This is a genomic window from Rhodococcus sp. 05-2254-6, from assembly GCF_002258565.1.
GTDB lineage: Bacteria > Actinomycetota > Actinomycetes > Mycobacteriales > Mycobacteriaceae > Rhodococcoides.
Genome location: NZ_NOZF01000121.1, coordinates 1 through 23385 on the forward strand (window position 1 = coordinate 1; position 23385 = coordinate 23385).

The window sequence follows — 23385 nt, forward strand, 5'->3', positions numbered from 1 at the left end:
GCGAGGAACACCTCGAAGGGGTCCGGGATGCTGCGTTTACGCACTCCGGGTGTGGTGGTCCCGTTGAGGTAGGACCGGATGGTCTTGCGGTCGCGGCCGGTGTGTCTCGCGATGTCGGCGATCTTCCAGCCTCGTTGATGCAGGGCGTGTATTTCCACGTCTTCCTCCCGTGTAAGCATGAGGAGCGGGTCTCCTTCGGGTAGCTGGTGTGTGGTCAGAGACCATCAGCATCCGGGGAGGCCCGCCCTCGTTGGCGGTGCCACACGGGTGGGGAATTTCAGTGAGCGTCAGTGGGGAATTTCGATGAGCGCCGTCAGGAACTCACGACGAGCAATGTGCCGGTCTGCTCGCGCTGGCGCGGTTGGCAGCTACCAGCGGTGAACGACCGCCGGACAAGGAACAAAGCGCCACTGACTGTCGATGGACATGGTCGACCACCAAACGCTCCGAACGCCGTGTGTGGGAAGTCAAGACTGTCCCGTCCGGTACCCCACCTCCGTTGAGCCGCACGGACGTCAATCAGCTGCTCGGTCAGATCCGGGTCGAGAAGACCCGCGCACCCAAAACCCATGTCTACGGCTGCCTGTTGACCCCCGCTACGGAGGTTCAGAAGGACGCGCAAGAAGCCGCACGAGACAGCATCGCCTTGATCAACCACGCGGCCGCGCTGCACCTGTACGACCTACTTGCAGATCGACTACAGCAATACGACGCACTGTGTGGAGACGACAGCGCAGCCTCTCGTGGAGATGCCCGCACCAAGGTAGAAACTCGACTGCCCAGCGGACGCTGGCTCGGCACCCTCCTGAGCCCGACACGCGGGAAGCTGCTCACCGGGGCCGAGCTAGACGACCTCTTCCCGAACTGAACGCCACCCAACCTATCTGCGTTGTCCTCGCCGAGGAGGGGGTGCAGAGCCTCAAGGGTTCAGCGCAGAAGAGACCAGTGGGGCGCACCATACCTAACTGATTTCTCGGTGCACGATCTTCACCACAGCCCCAGAGGCAACTGAGCTCGTGGAGGCACGAGGAACAACCAACAGAACTAAAGCAGTCGACGTCGTCGCCACCGTCGACTGCCAGATGATGCCGCCGACGGACCCGTCGGGCAGCATCGTCCTCGGTAGCGAGAATTTGAAAGATGGCAATGCGGTGCACTATCCCGCATGAATGGGTGGCAGAGATTCTGGTCGGATTGTGGAGCGCAAAGTGGCTGCAGACACCCGGAGTACCGACAGTAATAACCGTCGCGGGTCTTGCCATTGCATACAAATTCTTCACAGACCAGCTCGCCCATGATCGCTGTCTCGACAAACAACAGGCCCACCGCGACAGGAAAGAGCGCGACCGCGACCGCAAGATCGGGTTCGCATCGGCATTCGCGCTGGAGGAGAGGCGCATTGCCTACAACCTCCGAGACCTCGACCACGAGTTCCATAGTGGGCGAAGCGTCGACGACGTCGCCCCGTACATCGCCCGATCGCGTGAACTACCCAACGATGCGCGCCGCGCCGTAGACACTTGGGCCGCCCAGGTAGGAAGAGGCAGTTGGTCTGTCGAAACCCGTGGCGCGATAGCTGTCATCCGCAGCCAAGTGCGAGTGCTCGATCGTCGCAAGGAGGAACTGTCAGACACACGCTCGTCACCCGGCGCTGTCCGCCGACACCGAAGTTTCGTCGTGAACTCGACTACCGCGCGTGCCACAACTTTCCTCGATCGACTGACTGCAAAATTCGACATTTGGGATGGCGAGGAACCCGTACCGCAATTCAAGTTCAAACCACACGAACGACGGCCAGCGCCAGTCGGGCAAACGAATGGCATGAGGCAGCTGATGGATTGGATCAAAGACAGAAGCGACGAGTTTCGGGATGAGCTGTCAGCCCGATTCCAGCATGCCCCTCGGCCCTAGAATGCATGCAAGAAATCTTGCCATTGCATCGGCTGCCCCGACATTGAAGTGCACACGACTAGTAACTTGGGCTTCATCGCCGACCACGAATGGAGCGCTGCCCATAATCGCACTCTCTCGATCCTGCATCCGAACCACGCGCGCCGCACCCACAGTTGTCACGACCACGCAGACCCGTTATACGCTCACTTAGCTGTCTTCCATACATTTTTGCGAGAGGGTTTCTTCACTGTGGCCAAGCTAGAAACGATTCAATTGGTCGACGACATCGACGGATCGGTCATCGACGACTCCGGTGAAACGATCGAGTTCGCGGTCCAGGGCGTCGAGTACGTGATCGACTTGAAAGCAAAGAACGCCAGCGAGTTTCACAGAAAGCTCGACTACTACATCAAGCACGCCGCGCGGGTTGGCGGACGCAAACGTAAACCCTCCCCCGCAACCGCGTCGACGCCTTCGACAGCCGGGACACCGGCCAAGCGTGACCCGGCGCAGACTCGCGCAATTCGGCAGTGGGCGGCGGACAACGGTCACGAGATCGGCGATCGAGGCCGCATCCCCACCGACATCGAAGAGGCGTACAACGCCGCACACTGACAGCCCAGGAAACTCACCTGGCACGTCATCGAACGCCGGATCACCGACGCGCTCCGAACGATGTTGGTCACCGGCTCGACTACCCGAAAGGGCGATTCGGATGTGCGCACGATCGGCTCTGCGATCAGCGGGTGCAGCGGCGATACCCAGTCTGCTGCCGACTGACGTAACAGGCCCAAGGCAAAGACCGCGTCCGGTGTCCGGGCGACCACCCCTGAAGGGCTCACACACATCTCTCGTACGCCGACACCGGTGCCCCACGACAACGTGAGCTGGCCCGGCTCGTCGCCCACTACCGGCCGCGGGTAACCGGCGGAGATCAAGGCTTCCCGGAGTCCCCGCCACCGCTGTTCATACCGCCACTGCACCGGCAGCCGCGATCACGGGCCCCGTCAACCGCAGGACGGTGTCGAGATCGCCGCCGTCACCGAAGCCCCCCGGCCCGGCGGTGGTCGTCACGCCGCACACGATGGCCATGACAGCATCGGCAGTGTCCACCGATATCGTCGGCAGCCTGCCGTTGCTGGTCAGAAGGGCCAGGACCGCGGCCCTGAGAGGGTGGTAGGTCGCGGCCCGTGCGACGTCCTCGTAGTGGAGGTCGGTCCACAACACCGCTGCTGCCCTCAGAGACCAATACCGTTTCGCATGAGTGAAGTAGCCGCCGAGCAAGTCCTGAACATCGGCCACAGTGTCTCCTGTAGACGGGCGATGCGCCCGGAGGAACTCGCATTGTCGAGCAGCCTGGTCGACCACTGCATGAACAACAGCGTCCTTCGATGGGAAGTGGAAGTACATGCCCCCTTTGGTCACCCCTGCAGCCTGTATCAGGTCGTTGACCGTGACGCCGCTTCCCCCACATGCGATGGTTCGAGCCGCACCGGTAATCAACGCGTCACGGGTCCGTTGCGCACGTTTCTGCGGAGGACGCGCGCGATGCTCGGCATTCTCCCGCTCCGAAACCTTCTGATCGGCAACCGTCATGTCACACTCTCTCCGGTCCATCGCCACATAGGACTGCCTTCTACTCCGATTCGCACGCGCGGATCCGACCATCTGTCGGCGACCGAAGCACTACCGTCCCTAGGCGAGGAATTTCGCCATTCCAAAGTCGATCGGCTCCAACAGTCCACGATTATGCCTGCGGAGGTGGACACTTCGAGCACCGGCAAATATTCGGGAGTCGGAACATCTGCTGCCGCGTGAGGCGCAATAGGTACGGAAAAATCTCTCCTTTTTCACCACTCACGTTGCGTCAACCGACCCCAAGTTCTGGATCCGAATACTGTTACGAAATGGATATCAGTGGTGTGGCCTCGATTATCGGAGCTCTCGGTATCGGATCCTTTGCGGGCCAGTACCTGATCGGCAGTCAGCAACGCCGTCAACTGCGTAGCGAGGTTCTCCGGCACTTGGCGAGCACCGAACGCACCCGATGGGCAGGGTCGTCGTCCACTGATCCGTCGTTTCAGCACTTCAAGGACAGTGTCCGCGAGCTTGAGACGGCCGCGATCATTGCACGGGTTCCGCGACGGCCACTGCGTTTGTACATCCAACTGGCCACTGTGGCGCGCCTGACGAGCGACGACGACGTAAAGCAGAAAGACGGTCAGGAAGAAGCCGGGGGAATCAACACTGCGCTGGGGCGATGTGTGCGCTTGTCAGCAGCGCAGCTCAGTCGACTGATGTGGTCGCCGTGGCTCGCCAGAGCAGGCATGAAGCGACGGGTAAACGCGATCGAACGAGAAGCTCAAGGCCTCGACGCTGAGGTCCTCGATGCGGTGGACAGGGCCAAGCAGTTTCACACCTACTACTGAAGCTGCAAAGGGGTTGGTAAACCCGAATTGCAGTTCAGGCGATGCATTTTGCGAACTACCTACGCCGGTAGTCGTGTCCTAGCCTGCAGCGATCGCAGCGACGACGTGAGCTGCGGCGATGGTCTCACTTACTGCAGAACACGCTCGTACCAACGCATCCTGCAATACGACCAGCTCCCGGCGGACACTGCGACCGGCCCCGTAGTGGTCGAAGAGATGCTGGAGGGCGTCAGCGTCGATGACGTCGACCGCGCCGAGATTCGGATTTCCCGCGGCCTGGCGGGCCCGCCTACCGATGATCGACCCCAGCGCGGCTGAATTAGCTAAGGCGGGCAGGGTGATTCGCGTGTTCAGGTATTCGCGAGCCTGTTTGTAGTGGGGGCTGTCGATGTAGTCGTTATGGACGGCGACGACACATGCTGCCGGAAGTCGCTCGGCGATCATCCTCAGAGTCAAGCCGAAGAACATTGCGATCCGCGGCTCCGGATCGACGCCGATACCTGGACGACGTATCCACTGGTCCGTGTCATCGAGCACGAGCGTCGGAATCAAGCCACTGCGCGAAATCAGTTCCAGGACCCTGATGGCCTGATCCACGACATCCTCACCTTGCGATGGTTCGTTCACCACGCTGCCGAGCTCGATCGCGAGATTGCCGGCCAACCATGGGAGACCAACCGAGAATTTGACCGGTCGATGTGGGGAACCTCCACGCATTTCCCGAGCAATCTTCTGGACTGCCCGGTTCTCGTCGAGCTGTTTGGCGATGGTGTTGACCAACAGACGCGGGAATTCAGCCGGATCGGAGACGAGGGAGTCGGTCTGAAATCCCATCCTGATCCTCAGTGCTGCAACGTTTTCGGAGTGAAGAGCGTCCATCACGTACTCGGTGATCGAGGACTTACCCGAGCCACTGGCACCGATCAGAGCCACACGCTCACGCCGCCGAACAGCGTCCATGAAGCGCTGCTCGTAGTCACCACTCACGGGGCCAGTGAGGACGTCGAACGGCACATGGACCTGCCACATACGATCCGGATCCGGCGACGGGTCGAAGGCCTTCGAGTCCCGCAATTGACGCAGTAGGGCGTCACTCATTTCTGGTCCTCCGGATCAGCGTGTTCGGTCCGCAGCCATTCCGCCGGCGGAGTCAACTCGTACACCCGCCGCGGCCGCCCGGGACCTGACGAGACTTCGCTGCTCCGGACCAGCCCCTTCTCGTAAAGTTGCTTGAAGACTTGTACAGCACGAGGACGCGTCCACCCCAACGCGGCCAGCAAGTCTTCATCCGATGCGCTGACCGGGCCCCGCACCTTCATTTCGGCCGCCAGCATCGACGCTGGGCGACCCAAAGCCCAGAGCGCATTGTCTCTATCGGCGAGGGCCAGGTAGTTGTCCTCGTACGACCCGGGGTCCTGCAGGAATCCCCGCAGAGCACTTACCAGATCTCGGGGGTTTCGCCCTACCGCATCAGCGAGGGTGCTGGCTTGCGGTTCCATGTCGATTCCCGCGCGGCGAGTGATCAACTTGATGCTTTCCGTTCTCGAGAGCGGGGGTACGTCGACGATCTTCTCGAAGAATGCATCTGCAGGCGGAGTCAGGAGACCTTGACGGTCACTTTCACGCACCGACACCGCCCACAGGTATCCCGTCGCCCACACCTCATCGCGGTACCGCCCGAACAGTGCGTGCCCGGCCGATGCGGTGACGTCGTCGACGATGATCACCGGATACAGCCGCGTCCCAAGCGGAGCAGTGCCGTCGTCGCTTTCTGCTGCCCACCTCCGAAGCGTGGCGTCGATGAACTGCAGGCGAAAGTCACTCAATCGCCGCAGCAAGACGTCGGGCCCGTCACTGTCGACTGCCGGTTCGCCGGTGACCTGTTCTACGACGCGGGCGAGCACGTCACGGCCGTCCGAGATCCCCTCGACCCGAACGAAGCTCATCGGGAAGTCGCCTTCGCGGCGGGCACCGGTGAACGGCTCTCGGCTGTCGAGCTGCAGCTGTCTAAGCAGCGACGTTCGGCCTGTGCCGCGGTCCCCCGTCACCAGAACGTTGAGCTCAGCGTTCAATCCGTCCCATATCGCGGCGAGTTCGTCTCGCCGGCCGACGAACAGTTCGGCGTCGACGGAATTGTCGAGCAGAGGACGTGCGCTGATCTTCATGAGACTTACAGTACTTACTGTAAGTTTCGTTAGCAATACCTTGCGGGCGGTTGACCACGATCGCTACAACAGATCTGGTACGTCCAAGATCGCGACACCAGTTTCTTCACGCCACCGCTCCAGCAGGTCCGCTCGCTCAGACAGGGTGACCGTGGCCTGGACGGTATGACGATGCTCCTCGCCTGCCACCCCCGCTTGCCCGAACAGTGCAATGCACCGCCGGGCATGTTCGAGGTCGTGGCGGGCCCAGTACCGCAGACCCTCGAACCCGGCCTCCCGTAACGCGGCCGCCCACCGCTGCGTCAGCGGATAGTCGGCGGTAGTAAAGATTTCTGCCGTGACTCCGAGCGCGACACCGGTGTTCGCAGTCAGATCAGCGAGCCTGATATCAGCATCCAACGTGATCGTCGACGCTGCACGCGCATCGACCTCGTATCTCGGCACGACCTGTTGGCCACCGAAAATCTCCAGGAGAGTGACCACTTCGTCTTCGGCCAGGTAGCAAGTCCCATCAGGGGCTTCGAGGTCGAACCTGCCGCCGCCATTCGATGAGTACCACCACGGTCCCAGACTGGCCTGATGCGATCGAAACAGCTCGGCCCCAGCCGGGTAGACGCACGACGGAAATCGCTCCGCCAATTCACCGACGGGCTTGGGCTCGAACAGATGAACGACGGCGCGTTCAGCGCTCACGCCGCAAGCCGACTGACCGCAGCCCGGGCAGCGCGAGCAGCCGTAGGAACGTCCCCGTCGAGAAGTGCTTGCCGAGGTGTACGGCCGTCGAGCTCTGGCTGTTCGGTAGTCAGCCACGCGACCGCCAACCATCCACGCGGGTCCTGCCCCGCCCACACACGCAGCACCTCTTGGATGCCGAGAATCGGCTTCGCCGGTTGGGCATCGGTGAAGCCTGCGGCGGCGTAGCCGTATTTGCCGTTGCTGCCGGTCAACCGAAGAACGCGGTTCTCTTTCACAGCCTTGCTCAAGGCAGCACGCGTCCAACCCGCAACGTCGAGGGCCTGACTGGGGGTCAAGATTTCCCCTACGTGCTCACTCCACGCGCGACGCGCCTTGAGGCCGTTGACGATGCCGCCGAGGCCCGCTATTGCATACGCCAGATCACGCTCGTCCGGCGCGCCACTGGCCTCGACCAGCCGGTGCGCCATGACCTCGAAATCCTTCTCGACAGTGGACATACCCTGATCATCCCCGGCTGTTCGCGTCATGTCAACCATGTCAACCTGAATACAGGGATGTGATCGTTAGCGTGCGGGAAGTGTCGTACCTGGCCGGTACGGTCGGGACGCGAAACTCCTGCGACGGGGCAGAGAGTCGAGGTGGGTTGGGAGCGTCTAAATGTCACCGGTGAGCAAGAAACGCAAGGGTGCAGGCAAGGGGTCAGGGCGATCGCGTAGCGGTCCGGGAGCCGCTGCATTGCCAGAATGGGCGCAGCGGGCCGGGTACGTCACACCACCGGTAGCGGGGATCCGTCCCCCTGCGAATCCTGGCGTGACTGCACCGGCAGAAGTGCAGATCATCGACCGGCATTGCCAGATTTGGCAGGCCTACACCGAGGGCGGTTTTTCCGGCACCTGCATTGCTGCGGTGCGTTGCCTGATTCCGGCATTGCGTGACTACGGGATCGAGGCTGAGCCGTTGGTCGTGTACGGGCAGGTGGCGTGGTCGGACGAGCAGTGGGTGGAGCTGGGAAGCCGCACACCGAAATGGGAGTCGGACACATGGTGGACAGGACACCTAGTGTTGTGGATTCCGGCAATGGGCCGGATTGTCGATCCGACCGTCTACCAAGCAAACCGGCGCGGAATGCCGACAACGATCACTCGGGCTCTGGTCTTCTCGATCGGTTCACTAGATCTGATGGAGACAGCGGGAGTGAACAAGGATGGTGCCCTGGTGCAGTACGAACGAGTCATCGGCGCGGACATGAGTTGGTTCGATCGCGATCACGCCGATCGCGAGGCGATCGAAGATGCCCTCCGAATTCTGCGAAGCGCAGTATCCGACTCACTCGGCAGCAAGGCGGACCGAAAATCTGGTTGGATGGAGACCGCGACCCACCCACCATTGGTGGAAGCCTTACGCCTACGAGGCTTGATCTCCGCAACATAATCCGGTAGCTACGCAATCTTCTCAGCGGTAGGCATCTGACCGGTGTGAGATCGCGGTGACCTGCACGATGCGCTGCCCGGCGTCGATCAGATAGAGAACCCGGTAGGTGCCTCTGCGGGCGCTGTAGGCGGGCGAAAGCGGCGGGGCCAGGGGCTTCCCGACCCGCTGCGGATTCTCCAGCAATGCTCCGGTGATGAACTCGTACACCGCAGCGGCGACCTTCTCGGGAAGAGTGTGACTGATAGCGCGAGACGCTGATCGAGCAATCACAAGCCGATACGGCGCTTCAGGCTCACTCACGCGCGGGTAGACCGGCCAGCGACCCGCATGACCTCGGCCAACTCCTTCGCATCGAGACTGTCACCCTCAGGCAGCTCCGCCACGCCCCGAAGATGAGATGTCAGCAGTTCCTGATCCGATAGCACTGCAATGGTCTCCTGCAGCGCATCGAAATCGTCGGCAGCGAGCAACACAGCAGCCCGGTGCCCATTACGGGTGATCTCATACCGGGCGTGGGTTTGTTCTGCATCGTCCACAATCTTGGACAGACGCGCACGCGCATCCGCGACCGGCAAAGTAGTCATGTACATAATTAGAGCGCAAATAGTGCGAGGGTGCAATTGCCGTTCGACGCGACACAGCACTAACTGGTGACCAAAACCCGAAGTTCGCCCATCCGACTTCAGTGCGCGCGGTCAGCGGCGTGGGAATTTCACCACCGCTCTCGGACTCGCTGCAGCCGCCCGAACATGCCGTAGGTCCTAAGATGCATCGTCGAACGGCCCGAATGCCGCTTCGTCCCAATGCCGTTCGAGCGCCGCGTTCCATTCGTCGATATCCGACGCGGAGAACAGATGCATGTTGTGTTCGGTGAGCAAGAACCCGGTGTCGCGCCATGCTTGGAAGTAGGCGGGGTTCTCCCCTGCTTCGCGGGCCTTGTCGATCAGGGAGTCCACGTCCGCCAACAAGTTCTCCTCACTGATCTCCTGCGGCGTGTCAGCAGCTGGGTCGAAGAACAATGGATCGTTCGGCCCGAGATCTCGGCCGAACTTGTCCCGAAACGCCTGTCGCTGCTCTTCGAGAGAGTCGTTGAGCTCCGCACCACCCACCATGTCCTTGCTCCACGACAGAGTGCGCCCACCGTCGGCGTTGGTGCGCCGTTGCACGAACGAGGGATCACCGCTGCGCTCGAGCACCAGCGCAGCGTGCTGCTCACGTGAGACCCCTTGCTGTGCAAGTCGCTTTCGACGTTGCTGGACCTTGCGGGCGCGTTTGTCGCCGGCGGAGGTACGTTTCGATGTCATACCTCCACCGTCTCAGAGATTCTCCAGAACATCCGGTATTCGGCCGATTGCTAACCTTCACGCTATGAGCGCAATCAATCCGAGGGTGGCGTTCGCTGTACCGATGTTTCTCGAAGCGCTGGCCTTGATCGAGTTGGGCCAGCCTCAGCCCGCTGAAGTCCTGGAACATCCGAAGATGATGGCTACCACGATGCTTACTCTGCTCAGTCATGGCGACGACGCGATCTTGGATCTGGGAGATCTTGCGCTCGCGTCGCTTGCCAGGGCTGCGATCGCGCTCTGCGATGCTCCGACTGAATCGGGTGCTGTGGCGACCTACCAACACGCGTTAGACGCGTGGGGTGAGATCAATGCGAACCCATGATCAGAGCGAGACTGGAACAAAATGACCGGCACCATCACACTTGCGGGGGCGTCCTTCGGAACAGCTCGGACAAGCCCTGCAGAGCCATCGTAACCCGATCTACGATTGTCTCGAATTGTTTGTCCGGCTGAAGAGAATTCAGTCCTGCGGCCGACAGCGCAGTCGTAAATTTCGTGCCCTTCATGTGGGCCGAGCCTGCCGATCGGATTCCCTGAAGCTGGCGTAGGGGTCCGACGAGACCATTCGGGTCGGCACCCAAGTTCTCGACGAGTAGCTGTAGGCAGGCAAGCGAAGGACTATTCGTGTCCGCGCCCGAGGACTCTCGAAGAGTCTTGACATCGAGTGCATCCACGATCCCTTTCGACAGAACCATGACACCGTTGTCGCGTTGGCCTTCGGTTGGATTGGTACACAATGCCAAGGCATCGAACGCACGGAGGTCAGCCGGGCCGAGTTGCTTGTACAACGACTCACCGAAGTAGCCAGTGAACGCCTCGATGAGTTCTGCCTTAGCTCGTCTCAGCCGAGCAGGGTCAGGGCGTTCGTCCTCTACCCACTGGCCCGCTAGGTCCCGCACGCTACGTGTGATGGTTATTCCACCGTTCGGCGGGACGTTGTGTGTGAGCCAGTGCTCTCGCTCGGTCTCGGGTAGCCGGATGAGGTGTCCCAGCCACACCTGGACGAGGTTGGCACCGTTGATGTCGACATCGATGGCCCACCGACCGTGGCACGAGACATCGGTCCGCAGCACCGTGTAGCGGTCTGGGTTGTCGCGGTATCGGGTCAGAACATCCGTGTCGAAGAAGACTGGGGTGAGGTAGTTCGCTTCATCGCGCTCGCAACTCAAACGAACCTCGTCGCCGGTCGAGGGGTCGATGTCAACGATGAACGATTGAAACCGCTCAGGCCTTTGCAGATCGTCGGGGTGCTCGCCAGCGGACGCGAACGGCAAAACTGCCTGTTTCCCAACCAACTGCGCTACGAAACCAGGCCCCCGATACGCGTCCCACGCCGTGTAGGCGAACGCTGCGTCTTTGGTGCGAATCTCAAGGTCGATCCGAGCTTCATGCACGCTGTCGTCAGCCCGAGAATGGGCGTGCTGGATCACCAGGCTCATGCTCCGGGCCGCGAGATACTTTCGGAGGTGCCGTGCATTGACTCGAACCTCGTATTCACCAGGATTCGGTCTGACGATCTCGACGACCTCCTCATCGCGGCCCGCGTGATTAGTTCGATACATTGTCTCGTTCGATCGCGTGATCAGGCCCAACCACCATACGAACGACGGCGTGAATTCGATAACGGGTTCTGTGGTTGCCGATGGCACCCAGGACACGTTGACGAACAGATGAAGGTCGTAGCCATCAGGGTTGGAGGTCAAGCCGTCGCGGAAGGCCGGGAGGCGATCAGAGCTGTAACTGGGCTCGCCGAGGTCGTTGATGGACCAATCGGTAGTGGCGAGGAATTTGCGCTGGTCCGATGTCGCCACCAGAAGAGGTTGAAGCGAGCTGTACTTGATTCCGCTCCCTCGATTCCGTAGAACCGAGATCCACTCGGTCGGCTCCGCCTGGATCTCCGAGAGGTAGCTCCTCAGCTGGAGAATCGTGGGCAAAGCCTCATAGCGCTCAAGTGAGCCGGAATTCGGCAGTGGATCGGTCAGCACCCCCTTGATCGTACGGAGGGCAGGCGACCGGGCTGAGAGTCGACTTAGAATGGGCCACCCGTGCTCGCCCGGATGACTAGGGCTGAGCTGCGACATCCAGTCTCGCCAGCGGGAAAATCATGGTCCGCGGCGACTCCGCCTACGGCAACAGCCGCGTCGTACGCGCCTGCATCAAGTTCTCGTTCGTACTGATCAAGAACCGAATCGTCCAACGAGCGATCGCCTCCATCCCTGACACCGCGTGGACGCCCGTGCGCTACCCGGGAGCGGTCCGCGACCCCGACACCGACGGCTGGATCTCCGACGCCGAGGTCGCCGAAACATCGTTCACCGCTTTCTCTTCCACCGCGTATCCTGTTTCTGCACGGTTGATCGTGCGGCGGGTCAAAGACGCCCGCTACCGCGATGCATTGTTTCCGGTGTGGCGGTATCACCCGTTTTTTACCAACAGCACCCTGCCGACGACGACCGCAGATGTCGTCCACCGTGCACACGCGGTCATCGAGACTGTGTTCTCGGATCTGATCGACGGACCGCTCGCGCACATGCCGTCAGGATCGTTTGGCGCGAGCTCTGCCTGGGTGCAGTGCGCAGCGATCGCCCACAACCTGCTGCGCGCCGCCGGAACCGTCTCCGGCGGGCGTCACGCGAAAGCTCGCGGAATAACGCTACGGCGCAAATCGTCAACATTGCCGCGCGTTTCGTGCGGCCACAACGCACACCCACACTGCACCTGCCGCGACACTGGCCGTGGCTCGATGCGTGGCTTCAATTATGGCGCAACATCATTGGCATCAGCCCACCCACACCCGCCTGATCCTCACCCGACCCGCCGACTCGGCCCGAGCAACGACAATCGTGGAAATGCTGGGTAGACCAGCGGACGAAACACGCCCAACCAGTCCCGACCCCACAATTCGGTCATCGACCACAGTGGGTCACCTCAGTCCGTGGATCGAGGGTAAGTAAATGTGATCCTTGCCACTTTCGGAAAATCATGCGACTGTATGAGGCAATCGCCGTTCCCCTGCAGACAGTGTGATGACGGGAAGTGTGCAGTGACCAGTACCGAGTTCGGACGCAGTTTGAACAAGGATTCCGGCCCCACCAACCAGCCACCTCCAGCCAGCGACGCATCCACGTTGAACGTCGCCTTGTACCCGTACACGCCCGAACCGAAATGGTTCGAGTCCACCATCAGAGCCGCGTGGCACAGCGTCCAACCGGATGTCGCTCTCAATTTCGTCTACACCTACGACTGTTACAAAGGCGATCCGCCGTCCACTGTGGACGTTTTTGCCTACGACTGCATCTTCGCTGATCACATGCGTCAGTTCTGTGTCGAGTTCGATATCGACGGCACCGCAGACTTTTACCCGTGGTCTCTCGCATCGCTGAAAACGGAATCCTCGGAGTATCAAGGAATACCGTATTTAGGGTGCATGCAAATTTTGATTCGCCGTCTCACTGACGCAGCACTGGGTGCGCCGGGGATGACTGTCGAAGAATTACACAAAATCCTCGGCGACGGGGATCCGAAAGCAGTCTGGCCCGCGCAGGGTCAAGGCATGCTGTTGGATTTTACTGGGGGAACGACCGTCGCGTGCATGTACGAGCAGGCCGTCATGGAGGAGTCGGGCCAGTTTCCGCTCACTCCCGCCCTTCCCCCCTGTCCAGGACTCGATCAGCAAGGCCTCGCCGACATGCAGGTGCTGCGAAACATCGCCGGGTACGCCCAGGCGACATATCCCGACTCGGGCTACGACCGAATCACGAAATGGAACCAGCGGATCGGTCGAGCCTTCGTAGGCTTGACCGAAATCTTCCACTTCATCGACAACGTCGACGCCTCGACCTATTCAGTCATGCCGCTGAGCTCCGAACCTATCGAAAAAGTGGGGATACCGCTTTATACCGACGCACTTTCCGTCAATGTGGCCATCGCCCAGGAAAAGCGAGCAACGGCTATCCAGCTCGTGAAGTTGATTGCATCGACCAACGTGATGCTCGAGTGCATGTCCCCAACAGGAAAGAAACCGCAATACCTGGTGCCCACCCGGCAATCGCTGATGAATCAGCTCCTGGCCCGGCAACCCAATTCGGCGGTGTACAACATCATGCGCAACATCATTTCCAACGACATGGCCCATCCATTTCGACTTGGGGCCGATTCCCGTACCTGGCTCGACTCGACCAAAGGCTGCATCAAAACTGAAATCCTCGGGCCACCCCCCGCTGGCGTTGCGGAGCATGTCGGCGAAGACAGCGCCGTGTTCAACGACCCCGCGTACGCTTCCACACCTGCAGGGCTACTTCGCCGCCCGTGACAGGAGTCCGTCGCAAAGTCGTAAGCAATGGCTGGTTGTGCCACGTTTGGTCCTCGCCGTTCGGACACGCGGCAATGGAGTATCGCTATGAGATCCATACATGCGGTCCGGTTGCCCACACCACCGCTGTCTGAGTGTCGCGGGGTTTGCGTCGAAATTCGTCGAACACCGTGCAAGCTTTTGGCTAAGGGATTACCCTGCCGAGTTTCACCCGATGCTCGACTACTACATCGAGCACTCGACGCGGGTCGGTGGCCGCATCGTAAGCCCTCCCCCGCTGCTGCATCGATCACCACAGCTGCCCAGGTAACGGCCAAGCGTGATCGGGAGCAGACACAGTCGACGCTGCAGATCGGCGACCTGGACGAACACGTTTGGCACCGTCTGCTAGCCCAATTTTGGATCATCTACGACACAGCGCAAAGGCGTGCGCGCGAAATTAGTGCTCGCGGCGGACAGCGGACCGCACATTTTGAGGTGCAGCCCCCGCAGTGATGCTGCGGATAGCTCTCTCGTTGGGTGCTGCCCGAACAATGGTGCGATCACCCGCAGCCGATGTCGGGACCACCACCACAGGGCGCGCGCTGGCACGTGGAGCCGACGACCCCGCCGGCGGATTCTGATCTTTCGAGGCCGTCACGCCGACGCCCCCTGCTGCTTCTCTATCTGGCGTCGCACTTCGTCGATCGTGCGGGAACTGCCCTCGTAGTTGCCCACCAGCCGAGGATTGGGACGCAAGGCCACCTTGCGACGCCGCGACGCCGTCGCCGGGCTCGCCGAGCCCACCGGTCGATCAGGTTTCTGCTGCTCGTTCACCGTAGCCATGATGTCCTCCTACATCCGAATGATAGCCGTCACGAGCAACACCAGCACAGATCCAGCCAACAGACCCGTCGTGATCCGCAACCGCATCAGCTTGCTCCGAAGCCGCATCTCTGTCACCTGATAAATCGACACCAGTGTCGACGCGATCTCGAACCGGCCCGTCGTCTCATCGACTGTCGAATACTCCTCCAACACCACTTCCGGATTGAGCCCCGACGCGGTATTGGGTGCAATCACGAATGCCGCCATGATTGCCGCCGCACCGGCCAGGGCAGCACCCGCAACCTCCCACACACCGATCCCCGCGGGATTGCGCAACACGATCCCCACCAGAATGCCCGCGAATCCCAGCAGCACACCCCCGCGCTGATCGATGCTCGTCACTCGGCGTTCCTGAGAATCCAGCGTCCGTTCGATGCTCGCGTGCACCATCTCGATTGCCGCCGGATTCAGCTCGACACTCACCGGGTTGAGCTCGGACGCCATCTCTTCGCCAGCAGCGGAGTCCGGTGAAGCATTTTCGCGCCCACCCCGGTCGTTCGATTCCACTGCTAGCGCCCCCTTTTCGACATCAATTTCGGCTGCGCCGAACCTCGTCGGCCACACCGCACCCATCAGCCGGCGCACCATGACACTCACCGCAATATTGTCTCAGCACACCACCGGCAACGTGTGTGAACACCTCTCACTGCGTCCTGCGTCTTCGAGCGGATCGACGGAGCAGACGACGTCTCAGGTCATCAGGATCGGACATGATGTACATCAAGTACAGCAGCGGCAGGTACATCAGTGTCGCCGGCAGCCGGCCGTTGTGTTGCGCGAAAAGTCGGTCACGGACGGGATCAGGTTTGTCGAACCCGTGTGTAGTGTTCCTGCGCAAACGCATGAACTGACTCACTGCGTCATCGAGTGACAGGGATTTGTCCGCTCCACCGGGCAGCTTCAGAATTACCTTCTCCGACCTACGGTAATTCTTGATGAAGAACCCGTCCCCCACTTCGGTCAACGCTTCCACACCAAAAGCCGCGTACGGAAGCAGGACGGACTGAACATCAGCAGGCATACGTTCTCGAACTTGCTGCAGCGCTTTCGCCGCAACCGAGGGCTTGCACAGTGCCGTGAGATCCCATGAAAGCCAGGTCGCCTCGATCAGGTCCATTGCTGACCACATCAGAACTCCGGCTGCGTAGTCGTCGTGCAGCGATAGCAGCGTCGAGGTAACTCGTTGCAGAAGATCCGCAAATTCCATCAACCGGTTCTGCTGCGCATAGGGGAGGTAGTCACCGTCAGCATCTGCGAACAGGCATGGGTTCAGGAGATGCCCGAGAACAGAGTTCATCTGAGCAACCCACCAAGCGACGGCCGCACCCCACGCCTCCGGTGCCGGCGGCTCCTGCCGCTGGGGAAGGCGACCCACTGGTGATCGGGGAAGTACCTGATGCGCTTCGTACGGAACAGGAGACCTCCCGACAATATCTGTGCCGAGAGTGAAAATCACCGCACCCGACACCCTGTTCGCTTGAAACGCCCATACCCATGGAGACCGTGCGGCCAACAACGGACCGAGATGGCTCGCGGGAATCAAGACACTGCTCAGGATCGACGATCCCGACGCGAAAATGGTCTCATCGACGTCGATCGGCCCGCGTCGTATGTCGTCGAGAAGTTCGGGGTCCTGATTCAGACGTAACACGAAACCAGGAAACCTGATCCGACGGTGCGTGGCGTTGCCATAGCGAACAACGTGGACAGCATGCCGGTCGAACGGATGCTCGTCATCGTCGTCCGAAGTTCCGGCCAACTCCCTACTCGCGTCCTGTACTGCCGCGGACAAGGCTCGATCGCTGGCGGTGATGACAGGTAGCTGGAGTCCGTACAGGAACGATCCCACCGCACCCGCGCTCATCTGTCTGATCGCGCGAAGGCGCTCCTCAACGACTCGCCCATGGTCCAGCCTGGAGACGTAAGGGTCTTGCGGGAGGTCGACGAGCTCGTCATCGACGTCCGCTTCCGAACCCGACAGGGTGCGAACGGTCATAAAATCGACACAGTCCATGCTGGCAGCCGGCTCGGTTAACGCCCACACATCGGGCGCGGACGTGTGGGCGACCTCGAACCCCAACTCTTCCAGGTAGGCCTGCACTTGCCCCCCAGCCAATTCCGGTGGCATCGTGACGTTGACAGTCAACCGTTCAGGCATTCCACCAGCCTACAAACCGGTAAGCCTGGAGTGACTCAATTTCGCACCCGAGGAGCGGGGGCGCACGGCTCTAATTTGTGACCAGGACCTGCAGTTCACCAATCCGAACTTCAGTACGCGAAGTCAGCGGCGTGGGTATGACTCCACCGACCGTCCCGTTGGGTGTCGTCGCTGTCCACGTGACGAGCCAATTCGATGTCGCGGAGACCTTGAATGTCCCACCGGGCTCGGTAGTGGACGTCTTGTGATAAACGATATTGCCGCACGTCGGACTTGGAAGCCCTTGTGCAACATCGGTATACGGCGTGAAGGGCAGTAACGCACCTGGGCACACCGACGGCACGGATCCGTCCCCCCAATTGACGACCACGGACGTATTGACCCCTGTAGCAGAAACTATGACACCCGGTCCTGCTGCAGTTCTGGTCACGGGGCCGACTGTCGATTCCCGTGGGTCAGCGACCCAGAACCAGCCGGGTAGACCAACCAGGCCGACAGCACCTGTGTTTGCGGGGTTCGGGGTGATGCCTATTCCGGGCGGATCCAACTGCATTGCCGTAACCGCTTGGCCGACAACGGTCATAACGTCGACCACCGGAGGCGTAGCCGGCACCCCAACGTCCGGAATTTGAACACACGGACCGGCCGCTTCGCAGGACCATGTTGTGCCGTCATCATTAACGACGTTCACTGCCATCGGGGCACCACTATCAGCATTTCGAACAAGCGTCATATTGGCGGCGTCAGTCGACGGAACGAACTCGAGCGGCGGTCCGGACGGCGCGGCGCTCCCACCACCTCCCCCGCCCACAGCAGCTGGCGCGGATCCAGTCGTTCCACCCCCTGACGGCACACTCGTGTACGTACCTTCGACCACAACTGTCGAACCACCCAAGCCTCCGCCGAAGGCACCGCCAGTTCCGGTGCCGATCCCCGGCTGCGCAAATACTGGGTTCGCGTTGAACACTCCAACTAGAAGCACTGATGCGATAACCCCAAGCGGCTTACGCATGACCCACCGCCCTTATGGATTCCAGTTGCCTACTTGCCAAACCGTCGATCATGGTGCGTCGCATGGGGTACCCGAAGAAGTCACTGCATCGGAAACAATGCGCCAGCCTGATGAATCTGGCCACGCCACGTTCTCCAGAGTCGGCTTGCCCAGCTCCCGCCGGACTCGGTCAGGAGGGAGCACACTCGTGCCGTCCGGACGGATCTGGTCATAGTTCGAGCTGTCGATGCAGACTCGCAATGTTGCCGACGCTTCTTCCTTAATTGGGTTCCCGTCAGCATCCTTTGGTGCCTGCAGTTCCGTCACGAATGCATCTGCGACAGTCGCAGCACCCGTGGAGACAATTCCTTGAGATCGGCGCAGGTTCACGTTTGCCTTCAACTGATCGAGGATCTTTCCACTCGCAACAGAGTCCAGCATGTTGATGTCTACAGCAGGATCGCTCTCGACCTTCGCGAGAACGGCGAAGAACTCATTCACCTTTGCTGTTGCCTGCTCGGTCGCCTGTTGTTCCGGGGACTTTTCGACGCCCTCTGGTCCCGTGAGGACCGGCTGCGTGGTGGTCGTTACGGGGGTCGCCTCAATGTCACCGCTCCCGCATGCGACGCTGATGCTTGCAGCGGCTGCTACTGCGAGGATTGCCGCGCCTGTGCGACGTCGTGTGCTGATCATCGTGGACCCCCTACGTTGTTCTGTGCGTTGTACTGCGATAACGATAATGGTGCGGCTGTTTGGACCGTAACGTGCTTACCGGACACTTCAGACACCTCGATTGACGCGACTGCTATCAACTGGCTATTGCTCCGATCCGGTAGAGGGCGTTGCCGCCATTGTGGAATTGCGCGAGGGCGCGCAAGAGTTCGTCGGTTTCGGGTTCTGGGTCGACATCGATGTCGGCGAGGTTCGCGAGCAGTTGGTCGATCAGCTCCTGGGTCTTGCTGATCTCGTCGCTCCCGTGGGTAGCGATGATCGCCAGTCTCCAGAGACCTTCTCGGAACGGTTCGACGGTGACGCCGCGGTTTGCGGTGGTGAGCGCGGCGGAAAGATCTCCGGTCTTTATTTGTCTGGTGGCGAGCTCTTCGAGGGCATCCGCGAGGGTCGAGATCATGTGCTGCTGTAGGTTTCGTGCCCACCCGTAACGGTCTGACCGTGTCCCGGCGAATGGTTGATCGTTTACCAGTTCTGCAGCCGTCCGCAATTCCGCATCGGTGGCGGCGGCCGGAGTGGTGTCGATCAGTTGTTGCCAGTAGTCCCAGTCCGATCGGACATCGGGGTGCAGTCGGTAGCCGGTGCGGCCGGTGCGGTCGCCGTGCTTCGGAAATGCCTGCTCACCGTTCTCTGTCTCTCCCAACCAATTTCGCAGTCTCGAGAGGTAGTTCTGGCGTCGTGTCGCCTTCTTTTTCGGCTGATCCTCCAGAGGGAGTTTGTCGAAATTGTCTGCAGGCCAGATCTTTTTGTCGATGGAGTCGTGTTTGATTCCCGGGTGGATGGAGAGAAGAGCGGCGATCTCGGTTAGGAGTACTTCACGGCCGTCCTTGGGTGGCTCCCCGGTCGGGGTGGTGACTGCTGGTTTCCCGAGAAGATGGAGCCAGAGATGTCCCGGGGCCGGTACGTCACCAGCGACAGGAGCGATGGGTGGGGCCTGGTCGTCGTACCTGATCGCTTCTGGGGATGTCCACTGCGCGGCGTCCGGGCTGTAGGTCGGAACGTTTGTGACGTCGGGGGCGGTCTCCGATGCGGTAGTTCCGTTCAGCAGCAGCTGGTCGGTGGGGTCGATCGTGGTGACGGAGTCGAGGAAGGTCTCAGCGCTTTCGGCGTCGGTGAGGTGTGCGTCGATTTCGGCTGCAGCCCAGGGGTCGTGCATGGACGACTCTGTGGGGATAGCTGGCTGTGTGGCGGTCGCGAGGTAGGCGGTAATGCCTTCATATTGGTCCGGCTCGAGAAATGCTGGCTGGAATGCGAAGCCGCCGTCGGTGTCTCGTTTGACAAGGCTTGCGGTGTTGCGGTCGACGATGTCGAGTGTCCACGCGGCCTGGGTGTTCTCGCTGGCGGTGCTGGCGGTGCTGGCGGCAGCGAACGCCACGCGCGGTGTGGCGGCCAGGATCTGATCGAGTGATTGCTGTTGGTCGGCCGTCAACTGACTCGCGATGAGAACTACTTCGGGGGCGGTCATTTCGCTTGTGTCGTAGATCGAACGGGCCGCTGCAATGCTGTCGATGTGTTGTTCGACGAGGGTGTCTTGGTCACGTTCGGCTTGTCGGGCGAGTCTGGCCAGCACTTCGCCTGGTTGGTCGGTGTGCTCGATTCGACCGTTGCCGAACAGTTCGGGGAGCTCCTGTCCGAAACCGATCAGCGTCAGGTGCAGATTGTCGGCGAGCGGGGATTCGACGAGTTCGAGGGCCAGGGCCTGGAGAGTGCCGCGGGCGTGCTCTGGTGAAGCTGAGACGCCGAGGTAGCCGAGTTCTTCCAGGTTGAGAAGAACTTGGGTTCGGTCGTCTGTGGAACCGAGTGTCACGAGCGTGGGGTACGGGCTGATTGTGGTGGGTGCTGGGGCGATCCGGACGTCGGCGGGGAGGGTCCAGGTGCCGGTCTCTGATCTGAGCCACTGGTCCGGCAGTACGGAGTCATCAAGGATTACTAGCTCCACCGCATCGGGACCGATGAATGCGCCGAGTAATGCCGGCAGTGCGTTGCCCTGTGTCCGAGCGTGTTCGGCGATAGTCCTCAGTGCTTCGTCGAGCCGCGTGAGGACGTTGTTGTCCGCTGCAGAATGAATCTGTTCTTCCACAACTGCTGCAGCGCCCCAGGTTTGAGGGAGGGTCTCGCCTCTGCGGCGATCGTGCTGTTGACGGTGCCGGCGCAGCCCGAAGGCCCCAGCCAGTCCGATGGCCGCTAGGGCTGAGATACCGAGCCACAATGTGCTGTTCTGATCCTCGGAGACATCGCTTGGCTGCGCAGTGGCGGCGATATATACCGGGTCTGTCGTCGATGTATTCAGTGGGATCTGGGTGGCTGGCTGAGTCGGGGCGGGAGCTGCAGCAGGACTGGGTGACGACGTCTGCGCTGGAGCAGGCATTTGAGCGGGTGCCGGCCCGGGTGCCACAACATCTGCGCCCGCGGACTCAGCAGCAGGTTCGGAAGCTGCCACCGGGGCGGGAGCCTCTGCTGGCTCAGGGGCGGCCACCGGAGCAGGCGCTGGCTCAGGAACCGCCGACGGGGCGGGGGCCTCTGCCTGCTCAGGGGCTGCTGGAGCAGGCGCTGGCTCAGGAGCCGCCGCTGTCGGAGCAGGTAGCTGTGACGAAGCGCTGTTGAGTTCGATGCCGAAAATCTTCGCAGCGGCGGCGGCAGCGGCCTGCGCTTCTGCCTGAGCCTGTTCGTCACCGCCCGGAACCATCTCCGCTTGTTCCGGAACGTCGGTGCCACCCAGGAGAGGTGCAGCGGAGGACAGTTCAGGCGCTGCTGCGGGGGCCGGTTCAGGAGCGGCAGCCGGAGCCGGTTCGGGAGCGGCAGCGACCGGGGCCGGTTCAGGAGCGACGGTCGGTTCGGGCACAGCAGCAGGTACAGGAGCGGCAGCAACCGGGGCCGGGTCGGGGGAAGCAACCGGACCCGGTTCGGGCGTGACGGTCTCGGCGGTTTGATCGTTGACGGTGAGCTGCTGGCCGACGTGGATGATTGTCGACGGTGCAGTTCCGTCGGCGTTGATGATTTCTTTGTAGCGGTGTCCGTCACCCAGATGTTGCTCGGCGATGCTCCAGAGACTGTCGCCTTCTCGAACTGTGTAGGCCCCGTCGACGGTTGTGGGTGCGGCGGCGGGGAGCTGAAGTTTCCATCCTGGTTGCAGCCATCCGTCGACGGTCAGGACGTCGGCGTTGAGTTGCTTGATCTCGGTGTATCGAAAGCCATCGCCAAGGTGGCGTTCTGCGAGTTTCCATAGGCTGTCGCCCTGCTGCACCGTGATGGTTTCCCCGTTGATGGGGCGGGCGGGGGCTTCTGCTGGATGCGGTTGGCTTTGTTGCGTTACTTGGATCGGTGCCGAGTGGGCAGGGGCGTCGAAGAGCGGTAGTGCTGTGGCGGTGAGGGGTTGGGCTGTGGCGGTGCCCGCTGTTACCAGCATGAGCGCTCCGCCTATGAGAACGGAGGCGCTTCGCTGCTGGAAGCCGAGGCCTCGGAGTTGAGGTGCTTTGATGCCGCGTAGTGCTGCGACGAGTTCGATGACGGTGCTGAAGGTGAAGGTGGCCCAGGCGAGCCAGCCGATCCAGGTCACGAATCCGAGGAAGAGTGATCCGTCGTCTTGGGTGGTCAGAGCTGTTTTGATCTGGTCGAGATCGGGCAGCGTCGTCGGTATTGGGTTGCCGCGGAATGTCCACAGTGCGAGCGGAATTCCGACGACGAGGACGAGTAGGACGATCAGGTAGAGCAAACCAGTCAAGCGCCGTCGGATGGTGGTCATGCGGGTGTCCTTTCCGATGGCTGCAGGGTGGCCGGGGTCGTGCAGCGTTGCGCCGCGAGCTGTCGAATCACGTCCTCCGTCTTCTCGTGGAGTTCTGCGACTCGTCTGCTCTGCGGTCGATTGGTCATGGTGTGCCGGGGATTCCGAGGTTGGTGCGGTTCAGGTTGACGGTGGCTGTTCCGATGATCTGCTGTGGCCCGACGCCGATCAAACCGAGGACACGGGGTTGGTAGGTCGTTGTGGTGGTGATCAGCAGTGTCGTCGGTCCGGTCTGCACGACGACGCCGGGGATTCCTGCTGCGGCAAGGTATTTGGTGGCTTTGGCTTGGGCTGTCAGCGGGTTGACGACGACGTTGGTACCGCGGACTGCGAGTGGTTCGATGATGGCTTGTCCTGCCCCGCGGGCTGCTTCTTCAGCGACTTGCTCGGCGCGCTGCTTGGCGTAAACTTTGCCGCCGCCGTCGACGACGAGACCCATCATGATCAGCAACGCCATGGCTGTGATGACGCTCCACATGGCGATGGTTCCGGCGTCGTTGTGCGCGTCTCGCCGTGTGCAGGCGGCCACCGCCCGGCGTAGTGCTTCGGTCATCAGGCGCGCTCCCGGTAGGTGTCGACGGGTGAAG

General features: G+C 61.3%; 23 protein-coding genes and 1 pseudogene. 8 read left to right on the top strand and 16 right to left on the bottom strand.

The window, feature by feature from the left end:
- Positions 1-179, bottom strand: a 179-nt coding sequence (locus CH256_RS28615; RefSeq protein ID WP_143536592.1) for a terminase gpP N-terminus-related DNA-binding protein, incomplete at its 3' end; no start/stop codon positions are given.
- A 320-nt stretch (positions 180-499) separates the two neighbouring features.
- Between CH256_RS28615 and CH256_RS15570 the strand changes: the two genes are divergently transcribed.
- From CH256_RS15570 to CH256_RS15580, 3 genes are all read left to right on the top strand, one after another.
- Positions 500-868 (top strand): hypothetical protein, encoded by a 369-nt coding sequence (locus tag CH256_RS15570; protein WP_141216643.1) that lies wholly within the window; start codon positions 500-502, stop codon positions 866-868.
- Between the two features lie 305 nt (positions 869-1173).
- A complete protein-coding gene (locus CH256_RS15575) occupies positions 1174-1911 on the top strand; it encodes a hypothetical protein (protein ID WP_141214994.1) in 738 nt (245 codons plus the stop codon).
- 231 nt (positions 1912-2142) lie between these two features.
- A complete protein-coding gene (locus CH256_RS15580; RefSeq protein WP_032375843.1) occupies positions 2143-2508 on the top strand; it encodes a histone-like nucleoid-structuring protein Lsr2 in 366 nt (121 codons plus the stop codon).
- A gap of 351 nt (positions 2509-2859) precedes the next feature.
- Here the strand turns inward: CH256_RS15580 and CH256_RS15585 are convergent, their stop codons facing one another.
- A complete protein-coding gene (locus CH256_RS15585; RefSeq protein ID WP_015586103.1) occupies positions 2860-3489 on the bottom strand; it encodes a TetR/AcrR family transcriptional regulator in 630 nt (209 codons plus the stop codon).
- 311 nt (positions 3490-3800) lie between these two features.
- Between CH256_RS15585 and CH256_RS15590 the strand changes: the two genes are divergently transcribed.
- Complete coding sequence (locus CH256_RS15590) at positions 3801-4322, top strand: hypothetical protein (protein WP_015586102.1); 522 nt, start codon at positions 3801-3803, stop codon at positions 4320-4322.
- Positions 4323-4400: 78 nt separating this feature from the next.
- On the opposite strand, the gene CH256_RS15595 is transcribed toward CH256_RS15590, so the two are convergent.
- From CH256_RS15595 to CH256_RS15610, 4 genes are all read right to left on the bottom strand, one after another.
- Positions 4401-5420, bottom strand: coding sequence for an ATP-binding protein (locus tag CH256_RS15595; protein ID WP_032364995.1), 1020 nt, complete (start codon positions 5418-5420; stop codon positions 4401-4403).
- Complete coding sequence (locus CH256_RS15600; protein WP_015586100.1) at positions 5417-6487, bottom strand: ATPase AAA; 1071 nt, start codon at positions 6485-6487, stop codon at positions 5417-5419. The genes CH256_RS15595 and CH256_RS15600 overlap by 4 nt, the downstream gene beginning before the upstream one ends.
- 63 nt (positions 6488-6550) lie before the next feature.
- On the bottom strand, positions 6551-7180 hold the full coding sequence (locus tag CH256_RS15605) for an RES family NAD+ phosphorylase (protein WP_015586099.1): 630 nt from the start codon (positions 7178-7180) through the stop codon (positions 6551-6553).
- Entirely contained in the window at positions 7177-7680 is a 504-nt protein-coding gene (locus tag CH256_RS15610; RefSeq protein ID WP_015586098.1) for a hypothetical protein, read from the bottom strand. The genes CH256_RS15605 and CH256_RS15610 overlap by 4 nt, the downstream gene beginning before the upstream one ends.
- Before the next feature lie 313 nt (positions 7681-7993).
- Between CH256_RS15610 and CH256_RS15615 the strand changes: the two genes are divergently transcribed.
- The gene (locus CH256_RS15615; RefSeq protein WP_032364994.1) at positions 7994-8614 is read left to right on the top strand and encodes a hypothetical protein; all 621 of its coding nucleotides are present in this window, start codon (positions 7994-7996) and stop codon (positions 8612-8614) included.
- Positions 8615-8635: 21 nt separating this feature from the next.
- Here CH256_RS15615 and CH256_RS15620 read toward each other — a convergent pair whose 3' ends face one another.
- The 3 genes from CH256_RS15620 to CH256_RS15630 form a co-directional block, all read right to left on the bottom strand.
- The gene (locus tag CH256_RS15620; protein WP_371828030.1) at positions 8636-8884 is read right to left on the bottom strand and encodes a type II toxin-antitoxin system RelE family toxin; all 249 of its coding nucleotides are present in this window, start codon (positions 8882-8884) and stop codon (positions 8636-8638) included.
- Positions 8885-8910: 26 nt separating this feature from the next.
- Positions 8911-9198, bottom strand: coding sequence for a type II toxin-antitoxin system Phd/YefM family antitoxin (locus CH256_RS15625; RefSeq protein ID WP_230591632.1), 288 nt, complete (start codon positions 9196-9198; stop codon positions 8911-8913).
- Between the two features lie 177 nt (positions 9199-9375).
- Positions 9376-9918 carry a hypothetical protein gene (locus tag CH256_RS15630; protein WP_015586094.1) on the bottom strand — a complete coding sequence of 181 codons (543 nt, stop codon included), beginning with the start codon at positions 9916-9918 and terminating at the stop codon, positions 9376-9378.
- A gap of 64 nt (positions 9919-9982) precedes the next feature.
- Between CH256_RS15630 and CH256_RS15635 the strand changes: the two genes are divergently transcribed.
- Positions 9983-10282, top strand: coding sequence for a hypothetical protein (locus CH256_RS15635; RefSeq protein WP_015586093.1), 300 nt, complete (start codon positions 9983-9985; stop codon positions 10280-10282).
- 34 nt (positions 10283-10316) lie between these two features.
- Here CH256_RS15635 and CH256_RS15640 read toward each other — a convergent pair whose 3' ends face one another.
- Complete coding sequence (locus CH256_RS15640) at positions 10317-11945, bottom strand: hypothetical protein (protein ID WP_052047794.1); 1629 nt, start codon at positions 11943-11945, stop codon at positions 10317-10319.
- Between the two features lie 110 nt (positions 11946-12055).
- Between CH256_RS15640 and CH256_RS15645 the strand changes: the two are divergent.
- Positions 12056-12762: pseudogene (locus CH256_RS15645) on the top strand (transposase); the annotation flags it as partial.
- 241 nt (positions 12763-13003) lie between these two features.
- Positions 13004-14272 carry a thiamine pyridinylase gene (bcmE, locus tag CH256_RS15650; RefSeq protein ID WP_032364993.1) on the top strand — a complete coding sequence of 423 codons (1269 nt, stop codon included), beginning with the start codon at positions 13004-13006 and terminating at the stop codon, positions 14270-14272.
- 636 nt (positions 14273-14908) lie between these two features.
- Here bcmE and CH256_RS15655 read toward each other — a convergent pair.
- From CH256_RS15655 to CH256_RS15680, 6 genes are all read right to left on the bottom strand, one after another.
- Entirely contained in the window at positions 14909-15097 is a 189-nt protein-coding gene (locus tag CH256_RS15655) for a hypothetical protein (protein WP_015586087.1), read from the bottom strand.
- Positions 15098-15106: 9 nt separating this feature from the next.
- Complete coding sequence (locus CH256_RS15660) at positions 15107-15736, bottom strand: hypothetical protein (RefSeq protein ID WP_139278539.1); 630 nt, start codon at positions 15734-15736, stop codon at positions 15107-15109.
- A 46-nt stretch (positions 15737-15782) separates the two neighbouring features.
- Positions 15783-17297, bottom strand: coding sequence for a hypothetical protein (locus CH256_RS15665; protein WP_015586085.1), 1515 nt, complete (start codon positions 17295-17297; stop codon positions 15783-15785).
- A gap of 1060 nt (positions 17298-18357) precedes the next feature.
- Positions 18358-18981: a hypothetical protein gene (locus CH256_RS15670; RefSeq protein ID WP_015586083.1), complete on the bottom strand. Its 624-nt coding sequence runs from the start codon at positions 18979-18981 to the stop codon at positions 18358-18360.
- A 115-nt stretch (positions 18982-19096) separates the two neighbouring features.
- On the bottom strand, positions 19097-22759 hold the full coding sequence (locus CH256_RS28880; RefSeq protein WP_015586082.1) for a LysM peptidoglycan-binding domain-containing protein: 3663 nt from the start codon (positions 22757-22759) through the stop codon (positions 19097-19099).
- 124 nt (positions 22760-22883) lie between these two features.
- On the bottom strand, positions 22884-23385 hold a 502-nt coding region (locus CH256_RS15680; protein WP_218829139.1), incomplete at its 5' end, for a pilus assembly protein TadG-related protein.

Bases quoted from the DNA above. Each gene is read 5' to 3' on its own strand.
- CH256_RS15595 (WP_032364995.1), bottom strand. From the start codon at position 5,420: ATGAGTGACGCCCTACTGCGTCAATTGCGGGACTCGAAGGCCTTCGAC.
- CH256_RS15670 (WP_015586083.1), bottom strand. From the start codon at position 18,981: ATGATCAGCACACGACGTCGCACAGGCGCGGCAATCCTCGCAGTAGCA.
- CH256_RS15600 (WP_015586100.1), bottom strand. From the start codon at position 6,487: ATGAAGATCAGCGCACGTCCTCTGCTCGACAATTCCGTCGACGCCGAA.
- CH256_RS15665 (WP_015586085.1), bottom strand. From the start codon at position 17,297: ATGCCTGAACGGTTGACTGTCAACGTCACGATGCCACCGGAATTGGCT.
- CH256_RS28880 (WP_015586082.1), bottom strand. From the start codon at position 22,759: ATGACCACCATCCGACGGCGCTTGACTGGTTTGCTCTACCTGATCGTC.
- CH256_RS15635 (WP_015586093.1), top strand. From the start codon at position 9,983: ATGAGCGCAATCAATCCGAGGGTGGCGTTCGCTGTACCGATGTTTCTC.
- CH256_RS15630 (WP_015586094.1), bottom strand. From the start codon at position 9,918: ATGACATCGAAACGTACCTCCGCCGGCGACAAACGCGCCCGCAAGGTC.
- CH256_RS15625 (WP_230591632.1), bottom strand. From the start codon at position 9,198: ATGACTACTTTGCCGGTCGCGGATGCGCGTGCGCGTCTGTCCAAGATT.
- CH256_RS15610 (WP_015586098.1), bottom strand. From the start codon at position 7,680: ATGTCCACTGTCGAGAAGGATTTCGAGGTCATGGCGCACCGGCTGGTC.
- CH256_RS15590 (WP_015586102.1), top strand. From the start codon at position 3,801: ATGGATATCAGTGGTGTGGCCTCGATTATCGGAGCTCTCGGTATCGGA.
- CH256_RS15585 (WP_015586103.1), bottom strand. From the start codon at position 3,489: ATGACGGTTGCCGATCAGAAGGTTTCGGAGCGGGAGAATGCCGAGCAT.
- CH256_RS15655 (WP_015586087.1), bottom strand. From the start codon at position 15,097: ATGGCTACGGTGAACGAGCAGCAGAAACCTGATCGACCGGTGGGCTCG.